We start from the raw sequence: 16,493 nt of genomic DNA, 5'->3' as shown, positions 1-16,493 counted from the left end.
GGGGTGGACGGACGGCCAACAGGGGGGCAGGATTGTGGCATGAGCTCCCAGAACGCACTCCTCAAGCACGTAAGCATCAAAGCCCAGGACAACACGCTCGTGGCCAACTTTGATATCGACGGCAACATACCGGGGGCAGGTGCGTACGTAGTGGGACTGGTGGCTTCAAGCCCGGACTATTCGTCCCAAAGACGGCTAGGCATTGAATTCTTGAACGGGGAGGCGATCGCCTTCTACTCGTTCTGCCATGACCAGACCACCGAAGAAAACTATGACCTGTCCGGAGTGACCCATTCAGGCAACACCATCACTGGAAACTTTCCCATGGCAGCCATTCAGGGGCTGGGCAAAGGGCACAACATGACAGCGTTCAGCGAGGCTGATGGCCGCGATTTCCAGGGCGGCGTCCCGGTCGAAGAAGCGCTCTAGCTTCAGCTGTTCTCTTTGTGGACCTTCATCTCGAGTTCAATGAACCCCGAGATCATGGCCCGGTATGTTGATTCAACGATGTCCGGGTCGATGTCCTTCTTTTCTGCGGCACCGCGGACGTGCTCAATGACCCGCTCCACCCTGCCCGGGGCCCGGACTTCAGCGTCGTCCCCCTTGAGGGTTCCGGCGATCCGGATCAGGCGTTCCCGCCGGGCAATGAGGGTGACAATCTGATCGTCAACTTCATCCACCGCAATCCGCACGGCAGCGAGCTGCTCTTTGTCCGCCAAAGCATCCCGGTCGTTTCCTTGAATAGTTGCCATCTTCTGACAGTATCGAAGCATGCAGCCCAGAGTCGACTTCATCTCACTAGGCGTCCGCAGCGTTGACGCCTCCCGCCGCTTCTATGTGGAGGGACTCGGGTGGCCGGTGCACCGTGAAATGCCCGGCGATGTGGTGTTCATCCAGGTCAACCACGGCCTCATTCTGTCCCTGTGGGATGCCGGGCAGATGCACGCCGAAGCCGGGGTTGGCACCCCGGGACCGGTCCCGTGCATCACCCTTAGCCATAACCTGGCCACCACGGAGGAAGTGGACCAGGTGATGGCCGAAGCCCGGGCGGCCGGCGCGGAGATCGTTGCCGATCCTGTCACCCAGCCGTGGGGAGGGTACAGCGGCTATTTCGCTGATCCGGACGGCTTCCGCTGGGAGGTTGCGTACAACCCCGCGTGGGCAGTGGACGACGACGGCAAGGTCACCGTCTAGAAACAGGGAGCGTCCGCAGCCTGCCGGCGGCAACGGTCAGCGGATCAGAAAAGCGCCTCTACCGGCCGGATGAGCTCCGGGGAATTGTTACGTACGTTCCCTACCTCGGTACCTACTGAGTCCACATGCCAGTCGGCGGCGACTTCCTTCACATGGGCCCGGACCAGGTCCACGAGGAAGGCGGCGTCATCGATCTGCGGGTCCAGCCACGACGCCATCGTGGCCCGGTCCATTGGCAGCGGCACCCGGTCATGCAGCTCCGTGAGTTTGCCAAACACCGTGGACTCGGCACCCGGCGGCGGGGTGTCAGCCGTCAGGATGGATGTGGAGAGCAGCCACCGGCCAGGATCGCCGTCGGCCTTGGAAGGGTCCTTCCACCACTCATAGAGGCCGGCGAAAACCAGCCCCTGCTCAGACCCCGGATGCACGTAGTAGGGCTGCTTCGCCTTCCCGGTCCCCTGCTTCCACTCGTAATATCCATCGGCCGGCACAGCGCACCGGCGTGACTTGACGGCTTTGCGGAACGCCGGCTTTTCCAGCACGCTCTCGCTCCGGGCGTTGATCATCTTGGCACCGATTCGCGGATCCTTGGCCCAGGAGGGCACCAGGCCCCAGCGGGCCACATGCAGCTGCCGCACCGTGTTGTCCTCGATCAGCCGCTCCAGGACAATGGGCACATCGTCGGTGGGCGCCACATTCCACGATGGAGGAAGGTGAACATCCTCCTCCAGGCCGGCATCAAATTCGGCCAGCAGGTCACCCACGGCCCGGGCCATCACATAGCGTCCACACATGGATCCAGCATGCCATTACCGGTATGCCTTGTCAGCGTTGCTGTCATCCGTCGTCGCTGCCGCGGGGGAATAGCCTGCCCCGGGTTACGGTTGTGGAGACTGAACCCCTTCAACTTACACAGGAGAGCTCCGTGGACTTTACCCCCGAGAACGGCACCATCACCATGTTTTCCACCACCTGGTGCGGCTACTGCACCCGGCTGAAGAAGCAGCTGGACGCCCAGGGCATCGGTTACACGGAAATCAATATCGAAGAGGTGGACGGCACCGCCGAACTCGTGGAACAGCTCAACGGCGGCAACCAGACCGTCCCCACCGTGCTCTTCCCGGACGGCACCGCCGCCACCAACCCTTCCCTGGCTGAGGTAAAGAGCCGCCTCGCAGCCTGAGTCCGTCAGCTCATGTGGTAGACAGAACGGGACCAACTTCAGCGTTGGTCCCGTTCTTGTCTATCTGCATTGAGGGAGCCTTCCGTGGTCCATAAAGTCAAAGGTGTCGTAGCCCGTACCAAGGGCGCCCCGGTCACTCTGGAGACCATCCTGGTCCCGGAGCCGGGTCCGGGCGAGGCCCTGGTGGACATCCTCACCAGCGGCGTCTGCCACACCGACCTGCATTACAAACTCGGCGGAATCAGCGATGATTTCCCGTTCCTCCTGGGACACGAGGCCACCGGCGTGGTCAGCGCCGTAGGACCCGACGTCACCAACGTGGCCCCGGGCGACCGTGTTGTCCTGAACTGGCGCGCCGTCTGCGGGGAATGCCGCGCCTGCGCCAAGGGACAGCCCCAGTACTGCTTCAACACCCACAACGCCACCCAGAAGATGACCCTTGAGGACGGCACAGAACTCTCTGCCGCTCTCGGCATCGGTGCGTTCATCGAGAAGACCCTCGTGGCCGCCGGCCAGTGCACCAAAGTGGATCCCGACGCCGATGCTGCCGCCATCGGCCTGCTCGGGTGCGGCGTGATGGCCGGCATCGGCGCCGCCATTAACACCGGCGGCGTCAAGCGCGGCGATTCCGTCGCCGTCATCGGCTGCGGCGGCGTGGGCGTTGCGGCCATCGCCGGCGCCGCGCTCGCCGGCGCCACCACCATTATCGCCGTCGACATCGACGCCAAGAAGCTGGACCGCGCCCTTGAACTTGGCGCCACCCACACCGTGGACTCCTCGAACTCTGACCCGGTGGAGAAAATCCGGGAGCTTACCGGCGGGTTCGGCGCTGACGTGGTGATCGACGCCGTCGGCCGCCCGGAAACGTACAAGCAGGCGTTCTACGCCCGCGACCTCGCCGGCACTGTAGTACTGGTGGGCGTCCCGACGCCGGACATGACCCTCGAGCTGCCCCTCCTGGATGTCTTCGGCCGCGGCGGTTCGCTGAAGTCCTCCTGGTACGGTGACTGCCTGCCGTCCCGGGACTTCCCCATGCTGATCAGCCTCTACCGGCAGGGCAAGCTCGATCTGGATGCCTTTGTGACCGAGCGGATCACCATCGACCAGGTGGAGGAAGCGTTCGGGAAGATGCATTCAGGTTCGGTACTGCGTTCGGTGGTAGAGCTGTGACCGCACCCGCTGCCGGCGGCGCGGCCGGCACCGGCGGCCCGCTCCGGATCGACCGCCTGGTCACCTCCGGCACGTTTTCCCTCGACGGCGGCACCTGGGATGTGGACAACAACGTCTGGATCGTGGGCAACGACGCCGAATGCGTCGTGATCGACCCGGCACACGATGCCAAAGCCGTTGCCGGGGCGGTGGCCGGCCGAAAGCTCAAGGCCATCCTGCTGACCCATGGCCACGACGACCACATCCGCTCGGTGGCCGACTTCCGGGACCTCGTCCAGGCACCCATCCACCTGCACGAGGCGGACTGGATGCTCTGGAAGAACGTCTACCCGGATATGGAACCGGATGTCCGCATCAGCCACGGCGACGTGGTGGACGTGGCCGGCGCCAGCCTGACCGCCCTGCACACGCCGGGGCACTCGCCGGGTTCGGTGTCCTTCCACCTGGCTGACGGACCCGACGGCGAGGGCACCGTTTTCAGCGGCGACACTCTGTTCCAGGGCGGCCCGGGAGCCACCGGAAGGTCCTACAGCGACTTCCCCACCATCATCGAATCGATCAGGACGTGGCTGCTGCCGCTCCCGGCCGGCACGGTGGTCCGGACCGGGCACGGAGACACCACCACCATCGGGGCCGAAGCCCCGCACCTGGAGGAGTGGATCGCCCGCGGCCACTAGGCCGGGCGAAATGCCCCTCACAGAGGGCCAGCCGAAGCGGGCTACGCTTCCCTGCCGTACACGCTGCTGAAGTCGGCGTGGCGAAGGGAAGCGTGGCCCGCGTACTCGGCCAGCACCGCATCTTCGACAGCCCCCACAGTGAGCCCGGGCACAAGATCGTTCGCTGCCCCGGCAGTGGCCGGGTCCCAGTCCAGGCCCAGCGCCGCATAGCTGTCCGTCAGGACAGCGCGAATGGGGGCGGAATTCTCCACCACAATCACTGAGCTGAACAGCCAGCCGCCGCTCACCACACGCTGGGCGGTGCCGATCAGTTTGATCCGGTGCGCGGGGTCGGCGGTGCCGGCGCCGTGGACGCTGTACTCCCCCGGGCAGTATTCGCCCGGGATCTCCCCGACGGCGGCCTGCACCCCGACGTTCCGCAGGGCCGTGGCCAGCAGCTCACCAAAGAAACTGAACCGGCTCCGGGAACCGGCTATCGCATCCGCGTCGGGCATGATGTGGTCTACCACCAGGGTGCCCTCATGGTAGGCGGCGGCCCGGCCGCCGGCCTTCCGCACCAGGGGTTCAAAGCCGTGGTCCCGGCAGGCACGGGCGGCCGCATCAAAGCCCGGCAGCCGCGTGTCGCGCTGGCCGAAGGCGACAGTCGGGGCCGGACGGTACAGCCGAAGGGTGGGGCCGATCCTGCCGGTCTTCGCCATGGCCAGCAGTTCGAGGCCGAATTCCAAGTCCCGGGCGGCGCCCAGCGTATGATCCTGCCGCACCACGGTGAGCGTCCGGAGTCCCGCTTCGACGTCCTGCATGTTGCTAAGCTCCCTTATGGTCATTTTGCAATTCCTTGTTGTCGCCGCGGCATTCGCGGTTATTGATGCCATCTGGCTCAAGACAATGAACCCGTTCTACCGCAGCCACACCGGTGACCTGCTCGCTGACAAGCCACACTTAGGTTACGCCGTGGCTTTCTATGTCATGTACATCGCCGGGATCCTCTTCTTCGCACTGCGGCCGGCGCTCGACGGCGGCAGCTGGCTGACTGCCCTCGGCTACGGAGCGGCCCTGGGCGCCTTCGCCTACGCCACTTATGACCTCACCAACGCCGCCACGCTTAAGACGTGGCCGCTACAGCTCATCGTGGTGGACATCCTCTGGGGCGCCGTACTAACCGCGCTGTCCACGCTCGCAGGCTGGCTGGTGTTCCGCACCGCCTGACGGTACTCCCGGCAAAAGCGGCCTGACACGAACGGACTTTTACGCTTTATCCCATCGCCCGGTGACTAAACTCGGAAACCGGATGCAACCCCACATACTCCCTCAGGAGAGGCAATCCACTGATACGAGTCATTAGCTACAACCTTCGTAAGCACAAGGCCAGCGGGGAGCTGGTTGCCTTGGCCGAGGACTTCGGCGTGGACGCGCTGTGCCTGCAGGAATGCGACACCACCGACCTGCCGGACACCCTGGGTCAGCTGCAGCTGGCCGATTCAACCAAGGGAAACCGGCTCGGGCTTGCCATCTACTACCGCAAGGACCGGTTCACCTCTCACGGCACCAGGACCTTTGCGCTGAAGAAATCACTGCATGACATGGTGCTGGCCCCTGCGCATGAGCGGCTGATCGGCACCCGGGTTAGGGACAACGAGACCGATCACGAGCTTGTCATCGGCTCGTTCCACGCCGCGCCGCTGACGGCCACCAACTCGCTGCGGCGGAACCAAATCAACGCCGCGCACAAGGAGCTGCTGGGCATGGGGACGGGCCTGATGACGCTCATGGTGGGTGACTTCAACTACCCGTTCTTTACGAAGAACCTCACCGAACACATGAAGGACTCCGGCTACGAACTCTCCCTGAGCAACCGCCGGACGTATACGCGGTACAAAATGTTCAAGGGCCACTTCGACTTCGCCACCTCCCTGGGCCTGAACATTGACAACGTGGAAACGCTGCCCCGCGGCGCCTCCGACCACTTGCCCATCCTGGTCGCGGCCGAATACGGTCAGGAATCAAGTCCCGCGCAGGAGCCCCTGGCTTCCTGACCTAATCTGTTTGGAGGCGGGCGTGCGGCGCGACTGGATCAGCAGGGCGGTTCCTGGCGTTGGCGTGGCCCGCAGCTATAAGAAGGCCTGGCTGAAGCCTGATCTGGTGGCCGGGGCAGCCTTGAGCGCGGCCCTTGTGCCAGCCGGCATGGCCTACGCCGAGGCCAGCGGCCTTCCGGCGGTAAACGGGCTGTACGCCTCCGTGGTGCCGATGATCTTCTACGCGCTGTTCGGACCGTCACGGGTGGTCATTGTTGGGCCTGACTCATCGCTGGCACCCATGATCGCCGCCGCAATTCTTCCCTTGGCCGGACGTGACCCGGAGCAGGCCGTACCCATGGCAGGAGTCCTCGCTATCCTGATCGGCGCTTTCCTGTTTGCCGGGCGTCTGTTCAATCTGGGATTCGTCACCGGCCTGCTCTCCAAACCGATCCGGGTCGGCTACCTGAACGGCATTGCGCTGGCCGTCACGGTCAGCCAGCTTCCGAGGCTGCTGGGCATCGACAGCTCCGGAGATTCCCTGGTGGATCGCCTCGGCTCCCTGGCCGGGGCCGTCCTCAGCGGCGGCATCAACCCCGTCGCATTGGCCGTCGGAGCAGGGAGCCTGGCCGTCATTGTGGCCGGACGATTCCTCCCATGGAAAGTACCGAGCGTGCTGTTTGCCGTCGGAGGCTCCATCGCCGTGGTGGCAGCCATGGGACTGGCCGGACAACTCCCCATAGTCGGCGCACTGCCGCAAGGACTTCCTAACCCTTCCCTGGGTGGCATTGGAATGGACGATGTCCTCTCGCTCCTGGGCCCGGCAGCGGGCATCGCCCTGATCGCCTTCGCGGACACCTCAACTCTGTCCAAGAGCCTCGCGGCGCGGCGCGGACTGAGAGTCAACGGCAACGAGGAAATGGGCGCACTGGGGATCGCCAACATTGCCACCGGCCTGCTTAGTGGCTTCCCGGTCAGCGGAAGCTCATCGCGCACGCCCATTGTGCTCGATGCGGGCGGGAAGTCACCGCTCAGCGGAGTGGTAGCGGCTCTGTTGGTGGTGCTGTTCATGATCCTCATCCCGGGCATCACGGCTTTCCTGCCCACCGCGACGCTCGCTGCCTTGGTGATCGTCGCCGCTGCGTCGCTCGTAGACGTCAAGACGCTCATCCGGCTGGTCAGGATGAGCCGGATGGAAACGCTCCTGCTGGTGGTCACCTTCCTGGGCGTCGCCTTTGTGGGGGTCCTGGAGGGAATCGTGGTGGCGATCGGGCTGTCCCTGGTGGCCTTCGTCCGGCGCGCCTGGGATCCGTACCGGACCGAACTCGCCAGCGTTGACGGCATCCCCGGCTTCCACGACCTCGACCGGCACCCTGAGGGGAAGCGGGTTAAGGGCCTGGTGATCGCACGCTTCGACGCCCCGTTGTTTTTTGCCAACGGCGAAGTGTTCGCGGACCACATCCGCAGCCTGGTGGACGGTGCCCCGTGGCCGGTGAAATGGGTGCTTGTGGCCGCCGAGCCCATCACCGGCCTGGACACAACTGCACTTGAGGAGGTGGTGCAACTGGACGATGAACTTGCCCGGGAAGGCATTAGCCTGGTCTTTGCCGAAATGAAGGGACCCATTAAGGACCGTCTGGTCCGCTTCGGCGCCAGTTCAAGGTTCAGCGCAGACCATTTCTATCCCACTGTCCACAACGCCGTCCGCGCTTACCGGGAAGCGACAGGAATGGATTAGGTCCACCCATAATAACTGTCCCTTGGACGGCATCCAGGGGCAGATAGGGGGCCTGCCAATGCCGGCCGTCGCTGGAGCAGGCGCGGTTGTCGCCAAGCAGCAGCAGGTGCCCGGGCGGGATCCGGAAAGTGCCGCACGGGCCTCCGGTGTGCATAACATAAGGCTCGGGGAAGAGGCGCCCATTGACCCGGATGCCGCCGGCGGCCTCGATCACCACCTGCTCCCCGGGCAGGCCCAGGACCCGCTTAACGACGGTTCGGCCCAGCTCCTGGGAACTGACCACAAGGACATCACCGCGCCGGATCAGCCCCGGATGCGTCAGACGCCGGGTCAGCACGTAACGTCCCGGTGCCAGGGCGGGGACCATTGATACCGACTCTATTTTCGTCAGAAACACCAGCCACCGGCGCACCGCCAGTCCGGCCAGGACGGCGGTCAGCAAGGCGGCCAGCACGACGGCTGAAGCAATGGCCGGCTCAACAACCACGGGCCACCATCCCGTCAGTGCCCGTGTCCGGCGTGTACGTGGTGGCCGCCGGCTTCCTCGCCTTCAGCAAGCTTAACGAAGCTGACGTAGGCACCGACGTAGGCCCGGCCGGCGTCAAGATCGTCCACGTCGTAATTCCTGTGCGCCAGCACCGTCGCCAGGGGCGCCTCCAATTGCCGGAGTCGTTCAGCCGGCATCAGGCCGTCCAAGGCCTGCAGGGTTCCGGTTTCGACGCAGCGGTCCGCGGCGAGCACCTTTTCATCGATGGACCCGTCCGAAGGTTTCAGGCCCGTATAGGGTTCGCCTTCACCAGCACGGTGGATGCGCACAAGATTCTCCAGGAACCAGCGGTCGGCAACCTGTTGAGCTTCCTGACCGTGTGCCCGTGCCGCCTTCGCGAGAGTGAAAATCTCGAGCAGCTCGCCCTCATGGCCTGCGTCGATCCATTTCAGGGCGTGATTGGGATTGCCGGTCTCCAGCGCCCGCCTGCCGTCCTGGGCGGCGGGCCCGTCAAGGGTGTCGCAGTGCGCACTGGCCCGCACCGGGCTGAGGACCACCACCGCAATGATTACCACGGATGCAATAAGAACCAGGAACAGAGCCGTCACGTGTCTTCTCCTCACCTGAGTGGGACCGGCAGGTGCTATCAGTGTGCATCGATCTCACCGCTGCGACCAGTCCCTGGCCCTCGCCCAACAATCCACCGGACCGGGCCTCAATCATGGGTTTCAGGTTTGGGCCGGTCACGGAGGTACTTACGCAGCAGGGGGAATTCGATTCGCACATGGTCGTCCAGGTCCGCCGTGAATTCGGCTGTGAAGTACAGCCGAAGAAGCGGATCCAGCACCCGTCCGATCCCTGGCCAGCCGGCTGTCACGGTGTGCTGCACACACACGCCGTCCTGTGTCGGCGAGAACGCCAGGGACAACCTCGCGGGAAGAGGCACGATCTTATGGAACCGCCACACTATCCGCCGTCCCGGCTCGAAGGCCTCCACAACTCCGCGCAGGCGCAGCCGGCGCCGGCCGACGAATTCGTCCATCACCATGACATCCCCTTCGCCGCCCGTGGCGCCGTTGAGCACATGCAGCCGGAGGTGGGTGCCCGGCCACCACTGCCGGTACTGCTCATCCGTGCAGGACATCATGAAGCCACTGACATCGCGGCCTGTCAGCCCTGGAACCTTAACTTTTGATGTGACGGCCAGCATGAGCGCCCCTGCGTGATGGAATGACGGGGTTCTTGTGGAGTTCGTTCAGTAAGGTCAGGTACGGCGGAGGGTCAGGATCTGTTCGGCACGGCCAAAGGGTCCCTGGAGGTCATGGAGGACAGTGGACGTGAGGCCGATACCGTCGTTGCCGAAGGAGACGGCATTGTCCAGCCCAAGCCACTGGCCGCCGGGCCTGCGGTACATGTGGATCTGCAGGTCCAGGTTGGGGAAGGCATAGCTCCCCTCGCCCGGCATAACCCTGGCGGCGATCCCGTTGGCCGTGTCCACCAGGCCCATCAGGCGGACAAAGTCGCTGCTGTCCGCCTTGTCCGTCAGCGGGTGCCCGGTCCTCAGCCACACTGTGCCGGCTCCGTGCCGGTGCCCCTCGGCCACGCGCATCTCCAATGACCGGATGTAGCCGCCGGGCCAGATGACGGCGCCGTCGAACGGCTTGCAGTCATCCGGCGCGGGGATAGTGATGTCCTCGACGGCGGCCACCGCCGACGTGTCACTGGTGATCATCCGCCATGCTGTCGCCCGGATGGCCACACGCCCGTTCGCCACGAGTTCTGCCTGCAGCAGCTCAATGGTCCGGCCGGGGCGGAGCGTGGTGGTTTCGATGTGGAAGGAGCCTCCGGGAATGAGGCCCAGGATCTCGTAGCTCAACCGGGCCATCCGCATGTCCGTGCGGGGCTCGTGCCGCTCCAGGCTGTCAGCCATCAGTCCTGCGGCCGGCGCCATGTGCTGTTCGTGCTCGTTCCATGCCCCCTGGGCGTGGATGGTGGAACGGAAGCGGCCGTCGCCCAGCAACTCGTAGTAGAAGTTTCCCTGGGCAAGCTCAGGCAGTTCCTTGGTCAACGGTGACCCCTTCTGACGGTTGGGTGAATGATTATTAACTCTAACCCGGTGCCAACGGAGCCGCGGTGACGAGGGCGGCAAAGACGACAAGAAACAGGCGGCCAGAGGAAAGCTCTGGCGCTAGACTCTGAAACTGGCCCTGTCCGCGACCCTCGAAGCGAGGTGCTCCCACCAATGCGCGTCATCAGCTACAACCTTCGCAAGCACAAAGCGAGCGGCGAACTCCTCGCGCTTGCACGGAATTTTGCCATCGACGCGCTGTGCCTCCAGGAAGTCGACTCGGCCGACCTGCCGGACACGCTGGGGCCGCTGCACCTGGCGGACACCACCAAGGGCAACCGGCTGGGCCTGGCCATCTACTACCGCAGCAGCCGGTTCACAGCGCTTGACACGCAGTCCTTCGCTCTGAAGAAATCCGTCCACGACAGGGTGCTTGCACCAGCCCATGAACGCCTGATCGGCACGCGGGTAGTGGACAACGAGACCCGGCACGAGCTGGTGATCGGCTCGTTCCATGCGGCGCCGCTGACCGCGTCAAATTCGCTGCGCCGGAAACAGATCCACGCCGCCCATGCGGAGCTGCTCAGCATGGGCAGCGGCCTGATGACACTGATGGTTGGCGACTTCAACTACCCGTTCTTCACCAGGAACCTGCACGCGCACATGAAGAACTCCGGGTACGCGCTCTCGCTCAGCAACCGCCGGACCTACACCCGCTACAAGGTGTTCAAGGGGCACTTCGACTTTGCCACGTCACTGGGACTGGACATCACAAGCGTTGAAACCCTTCCGCGGGGCAAGTCCGATCATTTGCCCATCCTGGTTAATGCTGAGTACGGCGAAGACCACTGACGCCGGCTACAGGCCACGCCCCGAATGATTCAGGAGGCCGGGCCGCAGATCCGGCCAGGCTTTGGCGAAACCGGGATGCAGTTCCTTGCCTTCCACGTCATCCAGCGGGACCCACTCCAGTTCGAGACTTTCCGGATCGCTGATCACGGGATCAAAGGGCTCAGTCACCAGGACCACAACGGTGGTGTAGCTCCAGTAGCCGAGGTCCAGCACCGAGGTCCAAAGCACGTCCACATTATCCGCCGGCACTGCAGCCTCCTCGTATGCTTCGCGGAGGGCGCCGATCACGGCATCCTCACCCTGGTGCAGGGCACCGCCGGGCAGCCCCCAGGTTCCGCCGTTGTGGCTCCATAGGGCGCGGTGCTGGAGGAGGACCCCCTTGCGGGGATCGTAGGCCAGGACACCTGCCGCGCCGAACCTGCCCCAGAACCTGCCGCGGTCCCCCTCCACCCATGCATCACCGGGATTCCGCGGACCCTTGTGCGGCGGCGGAGACTGGCGGTTAGCGTCAGGGGTCGTGACAGTCAGGGAGTGATCCATAGCTCCAGTCTGACAGGTGCCCGGCCGCTGTGCCGGGCACCTGTCACACTGGCTCAGCCCGGCTGGCCTCCCTGACCGCGTTCGACGGCGAAATCACCGCCGGGGTACATTACAGTTTCGTGTCCGTCGTCGAAGCGGACGACGTACGGCGGGTGTCCCTCCTGACCGCGAACTTCCACGATCACCCCGTGCCGGTCCGACGAGCCGACTGTCCGTCCGTGAACAATGATCCTGTCGCCCTGCGCTGCCTCCATGGCAATCACCTCCAGCCCCAGAGTACGACGCCGCAGCGGGCAGTAACAGGGGCTGCATGGCAGGATTCAGATATGCCGCTGCGCCTCCTCCTCGTCTCAGACACGCACGTCCCCAAGCGGGCCCGTGAACTGCCCGCCCAGGTGTGGGCCGCCGTCGACAGCGCTGATGTGGTGTTCCATGCCGGTGACTGGGTGAACACGGAATTGCTGGACGGGTTCGAACGGCGGAGCCGCCGCCTCGTGGCGGTCTACGGCAACAATGACGGCCAGGAACTCCGCCGGCGGCTTCCCGAAACAGTGAGCGTAGTGCTGGAAGGCGTGCGGTTCGCCATGGTGCATGAGACAGGCACGGCGAAGGGCAGGAACGAACGCGCGGAGGAACTCTTCCCGGATTCGGATGTGCTGGTTTTCGGCCACAGCCACATCCCGTGGGACACAACGTCGCCGCGGGGACTGCGTCTGCTCAACCCCGGCTCCCCCACTGACCGCCGGAGGCAGCCTGTGTGCACGTACATGACTGCGCTGGTCGACGCAGGACGCCTGCGGCAGGTTCAACTGGTGGAAGTCCGGAAGGACTGATCCGGCTTCGCAGCCCTGCGGAAAAGGGCTGACCTGAACGCGCGGGTCAGTCCCTGGCCGCGGCGAGCAGTTCGTCGGTGGCGGCATCAGGTTCGCCGTCAAAGAACCTCGCCAGGACCGTTTTGAAAACAGTCTCGCCGGGTGCCGCCCGCAGAAACAGCGTCATGGAGGAGTGCAGCTTCATGGCGTCAGTCCTGCCGAGGATGTCGACGGCGGAGCGCCCTGTGTGGGCGGCTATTGCCGTGCTGCACTCGAGCAGCCGCGGCCCCAGGACGTCATGCTCCAAGTACGCCTGTGCCTCGGCGAGGGAGGAGATGGCGTACTTCCGGGACGTGGGGCTGCTGCCGAGGCCTGCAATCTGCGGAAAGACGAACCACATCCAGTGGCCCCTCTTGTCGCCGATTTGCAGCTCGGACAGTGCCTGTTGGTATGTTCCTCCGCTGTCTTGGGCCTCAACGAAGCGTTCCATGTTGAAGGGGTGTTCCATGTGCGTCTCCTTGTCGTCGGCGTGCGTGGTCTCAGGCGGTGCGTGGCCGGGCAGTTCCAGCGGTGATCCCATCGATCAGGGCCGCCGCGTGGCGGACCCAGGGGTCAGGGTCATCGTGCCAGCGCGCCATCACCACGGCGGCCCGCTGGCGGTCGGCACCATCGAGCGCTGCAAGCAGGGGAATAACGACGTCGGCGGTCAGGGGGTTCACCAGCTCGGCAGTGTGTGCCGACCGGATAAAACCCTCCAGCCGGGTCAGGTCGGAGTGGCGAAGCAGTGCCGCCCGTGACTGCAGCAGGACCACGGCGGCGAGCCGGCGCTCATAAACGGGCCGGCGGCCGGGACCCGGCTGTCCCCAGAGGCGCGATGCCAGCGCTGTCACGTCGTCGTGGCCTAGGCCTTTGAACTTCCTGCCGGCGTCCCGGATGGTTCCCCGCACAGCCCCCACAGACGACCCGTAGGAACCCAGTGTGCCGCCCAGGCGGGATTCCACTTCCTCAGCCCGGTACCAGGCGCCCTCGTTCTGCAGGGTGGCGTCGATAAAACCTGCAGCGTCCTGGACTGTCTGGTTCATGGGTGCCCGTACCGGTCCCGGCGCCCGGCTGCGGCGTGCTCAATGCAGTACGGCGTCCACGGGCGCGCCTCCAGGCGGCCCTCGGCGATCGGCCGGCCGCAGACGGCACACATCCCATACGTGCCCTCGGAAATTCTCTGCAGCGCGGATTCAACCTCAGCCAGCCCGGCGCTGCTCTGATCCAGCAGTGCCGAGGCCTGGGACAGCTCGAAGGCTATGGTGGCACCCTCCGGATCATGTTCATCGTCAACATTGGAATCCTGGCGGGCGGCATTGGCCGACGAGATGTCCGCGCGGAGGGCCGGAAGCAGCGCCAGTTTCCTGCCGCGCTCTTCCTCCAGCAGGACCCGGAACCGTTCGAAGTCAGCCATGGGAAAAGCCTAACGCGGCCCCGTCCGCCGTTCTCCCATCCTGTGCCGCAAACGATCGCGCGCCCGCGAAAGTGCCCGCGGAAGCGCCGGCGGAAATTGGGGATCGACAAGCGTCCCGCCACGGAGCATGCTGGCACTCGTAAGAGCCGCAGATACCGTCTGGCAGCCAGGGACAGGCGGCGGGCAAGCGCACCATCCCAGGAAAAGGTCGGCACACCATGCCTATAAACCACGTCAACCAGCTGGCATCGAAATCCCATGACGCTCCCGACGAGAAGCGCCGCCCGGACAAAACAGAAGTGGACGTCGTCAACCTCGGCGATTACACCATTGGCCGGTTTACGTTCCAGCCCGGCTGGCGCTGGTCGGAGTGCATCAAGCCGGTGGTGAAAACCGAATCGTGCCAGAACAGCCATGTGGGGTACTGCGTGTCCGGGGCCCTTGCGGTAAAAACCGAAGACAGCCAGATCAATATCAGCGCCGGTGATTCGTACACCATCCCGCCCGGCCATGACGCCTGGGTAGACGGCGACCAGCCATTCGTCGGCATCGAATTCCTCAGCGCTGCGGAGTTCGCCAAGCCGGCCGGCGGCTGAGCGCGGCCGGGATCGGTCGGCGGCGGGAGGCGGTCAGTACCAGTTCCTGATTATCGAGTGGTTCCACGCGGCGCAAGGTGAATTGTAGCGGTCAAGGATATAGGCGAGTCCCCAGTCCACCTGGGTCCGGTAGCTGGTGAGCCAGTCGCTTCCCGCGCTCGCATACTTACTGGCCGGCAGCGCCTGGGCGATGCCGTACGCACCTGAGTCCGGGTTGGTGGCCGTGGTCAGCCAGTTGGATTCCTTCGTCCAGAGCTGCGCCAGGCACTGGAACTGGTCCTGGCCCCACCCGTAGGCGGACAGCCTCCCGGCAGCGTAGCTCCTGGCGCCTGCGGGGTCGTTGACCCCGCCGCCCGGAACAGAGGGGACGACGACGGGCGGCGGCTTCGGCGTCGGACTTTCAGCAGGAGGTGCCGGGGCAGGCACTCCGGGAGCAGGATTCTGCGGGGCAGGGGCGGCCGGGGCTGGCTTCGCCGGGGTCTGGGCCGCTGCGGTCGCTGCCTGGCGGCGTGCCTGCTCTTCCGCCGCCGCACGCTTTGCCGCCTGCGACACTTCGAAGGCTGCCAGCGCGGCCTGACCCTGACGGAACTCACCCTCCACTGCAGCCGTTGTTCCCTTGAGCGAGGCGAGCTGGGCGGTGAGTTCGGTGCTGCGTTCCTGTTGCTCCGCGACCTGCTGCGACATCGCCTGCTGGGCCGACCGGGCTGCGGCCAGCTTCGTTTGCGCTTCCCCGGCCAGCCGTTCGCGTTCGGCTTTGGCCGCGCGCTCCTGGCCGGCGAGCGCCTCCGCCGCCTTCTCAGCCTCTGCTGATTTGTGGACCAGGGACGCCGTCCTGTCGCTGACGATCCGGACGATGTTCAGCCCGTGCATGCTGTTGGTCTGCACGGCGTCGAGCGCCACGAAGAACCCGATGTTTGTCCCGCCGGTCTTGTACGACTGTGCTGCGAGCGCACCAATTTCCTTCTTATGACGGGTTGCATCCTCCTGCGCACGGGCCACCTGCGCGGCCAGGGCATCCACCCTCGAACTGACCGCCTGAAGCTCAGCCCCGGTCACCGCATACTCGGCGGCGGCGGTGACGGCGGCATTTCCGAGGGCTTCGGACCGGGTCTGCAATCCGCCCAGCAGGTCGCCAATCCTGGCGACTTCCGCTGCGGTGCCGGCCTCGGTTTGCCTGGCTTTCTCCACGTCCTGCCATGAGGGGTATCCATCGGGCGGGGTGTCGGCTGCCGCGTATGCATGCGTGCCGCATAACGAACCGGCGACGGCCAGTACGAGGACTGCGGCCACTGCGGACGGCCGCCTGTTTTGTGGGATCGGACACATAGTTGGTGAGCTTACCGGGCATATATCGGTTTCGGGGCCTGACCTGCGATGCTATTACCACAACCAGGAAAAATTGCTGGCACCTTCAAGCGTGTTTTGGCCCTACATTCCGTTATCGGAATGTGACATTTGGGAAAACCAGCGGCTATGGTCGTTCGGTGCCCTGGTTCAAAGCCAGGACATTCCCGTCAGTATGCCGAGCCCTGCCGCTGACCCGGGATCCCAGCGCAATTGAACTGGCAGGGACGGGGGAACCACATTTTCACGGCTTCAGCTGAGGCCTTGGGGTTAAGTCGTTTGCGTCCCGTCCTGCACGGTGGCGCACGGCCGGGTGTCTCCGACCCGAACCCGACAGCTCACCCCGCAGGCATGGGAGAGGCAATCA

The 16,493-nt window shown here is 64.9% G+C and carries 24 protein-coding genes and 1 riboswitch; of the genes, 11 read left to right on the top strand and 13 right to left on the bottom strand.

All coding sequences use genetic code 11. The annotated features are described in order from the left end of the window. Positions 1 to 39: 39 nt before the first annotated feature. Complete coding sequence (locus GUV69_RS02770; protein ID WP_164199515.1) at positions 40 to 429, top strand: hypothetical protein; 390 nt, start codon at positions 40 to 42, stop codon at positions 427 to 429. Between the two features lie 2 nt (positions 430 to 431). Here GUV69_RS02770 and GUV69_RS02765 read toward each other — a convergent pair whose 3' ends face one another. Then, on the bottom strand, positions 432 to 752 hold the full coding sequence (locus GUV69_RS02765) for a chorismate mutase (protein ID WP_164199512.1): 321 nt from the start codon (positions 750 to 752) through the stop codon (positions 432 to 434). Between the two features lie 19 nt (positions 753 to 771). Here GUV69_RS02765 and GUV69_RS02760 point away from each other — a divergent pair, with 19 nt between their 5' ends. Beyond that, positions 772 to 1,194: a VOC family protein gene (locus GUV69_RS02760; protein WP_164199510.1), complete on the top strand. Its 423-nt coding sequence runs from the start codon at positions 772 to 774 to the stop codon at positions 1,192 to 1,194. 44 nt (positions 1,195 to 1,238) lie between these two features. On the opposite strand, the gene GUV69_RS02755 is transcribed toward GUV69_RS02760, so the two are convergent. After that, entirely contained in the window at positions 1,239 to 1,988 is a 750-nt protein-coding gene (locus GUV69_RS02755) for an SOS response-associated peptidase (protein WP_164199508.1), read from the bottom strand. Positions 1,989 to 2,119: 131 nt separating this feature from the next. On the opposite strand from GUV69_RS02755, the gene GUV69_RS02750 reads away from it, so the two are divergent. The 3 genes from GUV69_RS02750 (at position 2,120) to GUV69_RS02740 (ending at position 4,224) form a co-directional block, all read left to right on the top strand. Continuing rightward, positions 2,120 to 2,377, top strand: coding sequence for a mycoredoxin (locus GUV69_RS02750; protein WP_164199506.1), 258 nt, complete (start codon positions 2,120 to 2,122; stop codon positions 2,375 to 2,377). An 84-nt stretch (positions 2,378 to 2,461) separates the two neighbouring features. Continuing rightward, positions 2,462 to 3,547 (top strand): S-(hydroxymethyl)mycothiol dehydrogenase, encoded by a 1,086-nt coding sequence (locus tag GUV69_RS02745; protein WP_164199504.1) that lies wholly within the window; start codon positions 2,462 to 2,464, stop codon positions 3,545 to 3,547. Beyond that, the gene (locus GUV69_RS02740; protein ID WP_164199502.1) at positions 3,544 to 4,224 is read left to right on the top strand and encodes an MBL fold metallo-hydrolase; all 681 of its coding nucleotides are present in this window, start codon (positions 3,544 to 3,546) and stop codon (positions 4,222 to 4,224) included. The genes GUV69_RS02745 and GUV69_RS02740 overlap by 4 nt, the downstream gene beginning before the upstream one ends. A gap of 41 nt (positions 4,225 to 4,265) precedes the next feature. On the opposite strand, the gene GUV69_RS02735 is transcribed toward GUV69_RS02740, so the two are convergent. Further along, entirely contained in the window at positions 4,266 to 5,048 is a 783-nt protein-coding gene (locus GUV69_RS02735) for a lipoate--protein ligase family protein (protein ID WP_431197092.1), read from the bottom strand. Between GUV69_RS02735 and GUV69_RS02730 the strand changes: the two genes are divergently transcribed. The 3 genes from GUV69_RS02730 (at position 5,041) to GUV69_RS02720 (ending at position 7,974) form a co-directional block, all read left to right on the top strand. Next, complete coding sequence (locus tag GUV69_RS02730) at positions 5,041 to 5,430, top strand: DUF2177 family protein (RefSeq protein WP_164199500.1); 390 nt, start codon at positions 5,041 to 5,043, stop codon at positions 5,428 to 5,430. The two genes, GUV69_RS02735 and GUV69_RS02730, sit on opposite strands and share 8 nt — an antisense overlap. Positions 5,431 to 5,552: 122 nt before the next feature. Next, entirely contained in the window at positions 5,553 to 6,257 is a 705-nt protein-coding gene (locus GUV69_RS02725) for an endonuclease/exonuclease/phosphatase family protein (RefSeq protein WP_164206165.1), read from the top strand. A 22-nt stretch (positions 6,258 to 6,279) separates the two neighbouring features. Next, entirely contained in the window at positions 6,280 to 7,974 is a 1,695-nt protein-coding gene (locus GUV69_RS02720; RefSeq protein ID WP_164199498.1) for a SulP family inorganic anion transporter, read from the top strand. Here the strand turns inward: GUV69_RS02720 and lepB are convergent. From lepB to GUV69_RS02700, 4 genes are all read right to left on the bottom strand, one after another. Continuing rightward, positions 7,901 to 8,461, bottom strand: a complete 561-nt coding sequence (gene lepB / locus GUV69_RS02715; RefSeq protein ID WP_164199496.1) for a signal peptidase I — start codon at positions 8,459 to 8,461, stop codon at positions 7,901 to 7,903. The two genes, GUV69_RS02720 and lepB, sit on opposite strands and share 74 nt — an antisense overlap. Before the next feature lie 14 nt (positions 8,462 to 8,475). Beyond that, complete coding sequence (locus tag GUV69_RS02710) at positions 8,476 to 9,069, bottom strand: DUF6448 family protein (protein WP_164199494.1); 594 nt, start codon at positions 9,067 to 9,069, stop codon at positions 8,476 to 8,478. Between the two features lie 107 nt (positions 9,070 to 9,176). Beyond that, the gene (locus tag GUV69_RS02705) at positions 9,177 to 9,671 is read right to left on the bottom strand and encodes an SRPBCC family protein (protein ID WP_164199492.1); all 495 of its coding nucleotides are present in this window, start codon (positions 9,669 to 9,671) and stop codon (positions 9,177 to 9,179) included. 54 nt (positions 9,672 to 9,725) lie between these two features. Further along, positions 9,726 to 10,529, bottom strand: coding sequence for a thioesterase family protein (locus GUV69_RS02700; RefSeq protein WP_164199490.1), 804 nt, complete (start codon positions 10,527 to 10,529; stop codon positions 9,726 to 9,728). A 174-nt stretch (positions 10,530 to 10,703) separates the two neighbouring features. On the opposite strand from GUV69_RS02700, the gene GUV69_RS02695 reads away from it, so the two are divergent. After that, the gene (locus tag GUV69_RS02695) at positions 10,704 to 11,381 is read left to right on the top strand and encodes an endonuclease/exonuclease/phosphatase family protein (RefSeq protein WP_164199488.1); all 678 of its coding nucleotides are present in this window, start codon (positions 10,704 to 10,706) and stop codon (positions 11,379 to 11,381) included. A gap of 6 nt (positions 11,382 to 11,387) precedes the next feature. Here GUV69_RS02695 and GUV69_RS02690 read toward each other — a convergent pair whose 3' ends face one another. Next, complete coding sequence (locus tag GUV69_RS02690; protein WP_164199486.1) at positions 11,388 to 11,921, bottom strand: NUDIX domain-containing protein; 534 nt, start codon at positions 11,919 to 11,921, stop codon at positions 11,388 to 11,390. Between the two features lie 53 nt (positions 11,922 to 11,974). Beyond that, the gene (locus GUV69_RS02685) at positions 11,975 to 12,175 is read right to left on the bottom strand and encodes a DUF1918 domain-containing protein (protein WP_164199484.1); all 201 of its coding nucleotides are present in this window, start codon (positions 12,173 to 12,175) and stop codon (positions 11,975 to 11,977) included. A gap of 72 nt (positions 12,176 to 12,247) precedes the next feature. Between GUV69_RS02685 and GUV69_RS02680 the strand changes: the two genes are divergently transcribed. After that, positions 12,248 to 12,754 (top strand): metallophosphoesterase family protein, encoded by a 507-nt coding sequence (locus GUV69_RS02680; protein WP_164199482.1) that lies wholly within the window; start codon positions 12,248 to 12,250, stop codon positions 12,752 to 12,754. A gap of 46 nt (positions 12,755 to 12,800) precedes the next feature. Here GUV69_RS02680 and GUV69_RS02675 read toward each other — a convergent pair whose 3' ends face one another. Genes GUV69_RS02675 through GUV69_RS02665 form a run of 3 tightly spaced genes read right to left on the bottom strand, consistent with a single transcriptional unit; the run spans position 12,801 to position 14,186 of the window. Next, the gene (locus tag GUV69_RS02675) at positions 12,801 to 13,241 is read right to left on the bottom strand and encodes a DUF1810 domain-containing protein (protein WP_164199480.1); all 441 of its coding nucleotides are present in this window, start codon (positions 13,239 to 13,241) and stop codon (positions 12,801 to 12,803) included. Positions 13,242 to 13,272: 31 nt separating this feature from the next. Then, on the bottom strand, positions 13,273 to 13,815 hold the full coding sequence (locus GUV69_RS02670; protein ID WP_164199478.1) for a DNA alkylation repair protein: 543 nt from the start codon (positions 13,813 to 13,815) through the stop codon (positions 13,273 to 13,275). After that, entirely contained in the window at positions 13,812 to 14,186 is a 375-nt protein-coding gene (locus GUV69_RS02665) for a TraR/DksA family transcriptional regulator (protein WP_164199476.1), read from the bottom strand. The genes GUV69_RS02670 and GUV69_RS02665 overlap by 4 nt, the downstream gene beginning before the upstream one ends. A gap of 218 nt (positions 14,187 to 14,404) precedes the next feature. On the opposite strand from GUV69_RS02665, the gene GUV69_RS02660 reads away from it, so the two are divergent. Further along, positions 14,405 to 14,782: a cupin domain-containing protein gene (locus GUV69_RS02660; RefSeq protein WP_164199474.1), complete on the top strand. Its 378-nt coding sequence runs from the start codon at positions 14,405 to 14,407 to the stop codon at positions 14,780 to 14,782. Positions 14,783 to 14,815: 33 nt separating this feature from the next. On the opposite strand, the gene GUV69_RS02655 is transcribed toward GUV69_RS02660, so the two are convergent. Further along, positions 14,816 to 16,072: a coiled-coil domain-containing protein gene (locus GUV69_RS02655; protein WP_244292595.1), complete on the bottom strand. Its 1,257-nt coding sequence runs from the start codon at positions 16,070 to 16,072 to the stop codon at positions 14,816 to 14,818. Positions 16,073 to 16,322: 250 nt separating this feature from the next. After that, positions 16,323 to 16,493: riboswitch (cyclic di-AMP (ydaO/yuaA leader) on the top strand.

This window comes from [Micrococcus luteus] ATCC 49442 (assembly GCF_010367585.1).
GTDB classification, from domain to species: domain Bacteria; phylum Actinomycetota; class Actinomycetes; order Actinomycetales; family Micrococcaceae; genus Arthrobacter; species Arthrobacter luteus_A.
Note: the sequence above shows the minus strand (reverse complement) of the source record. Positions and strands in the feature narration are given on the sequence as shown.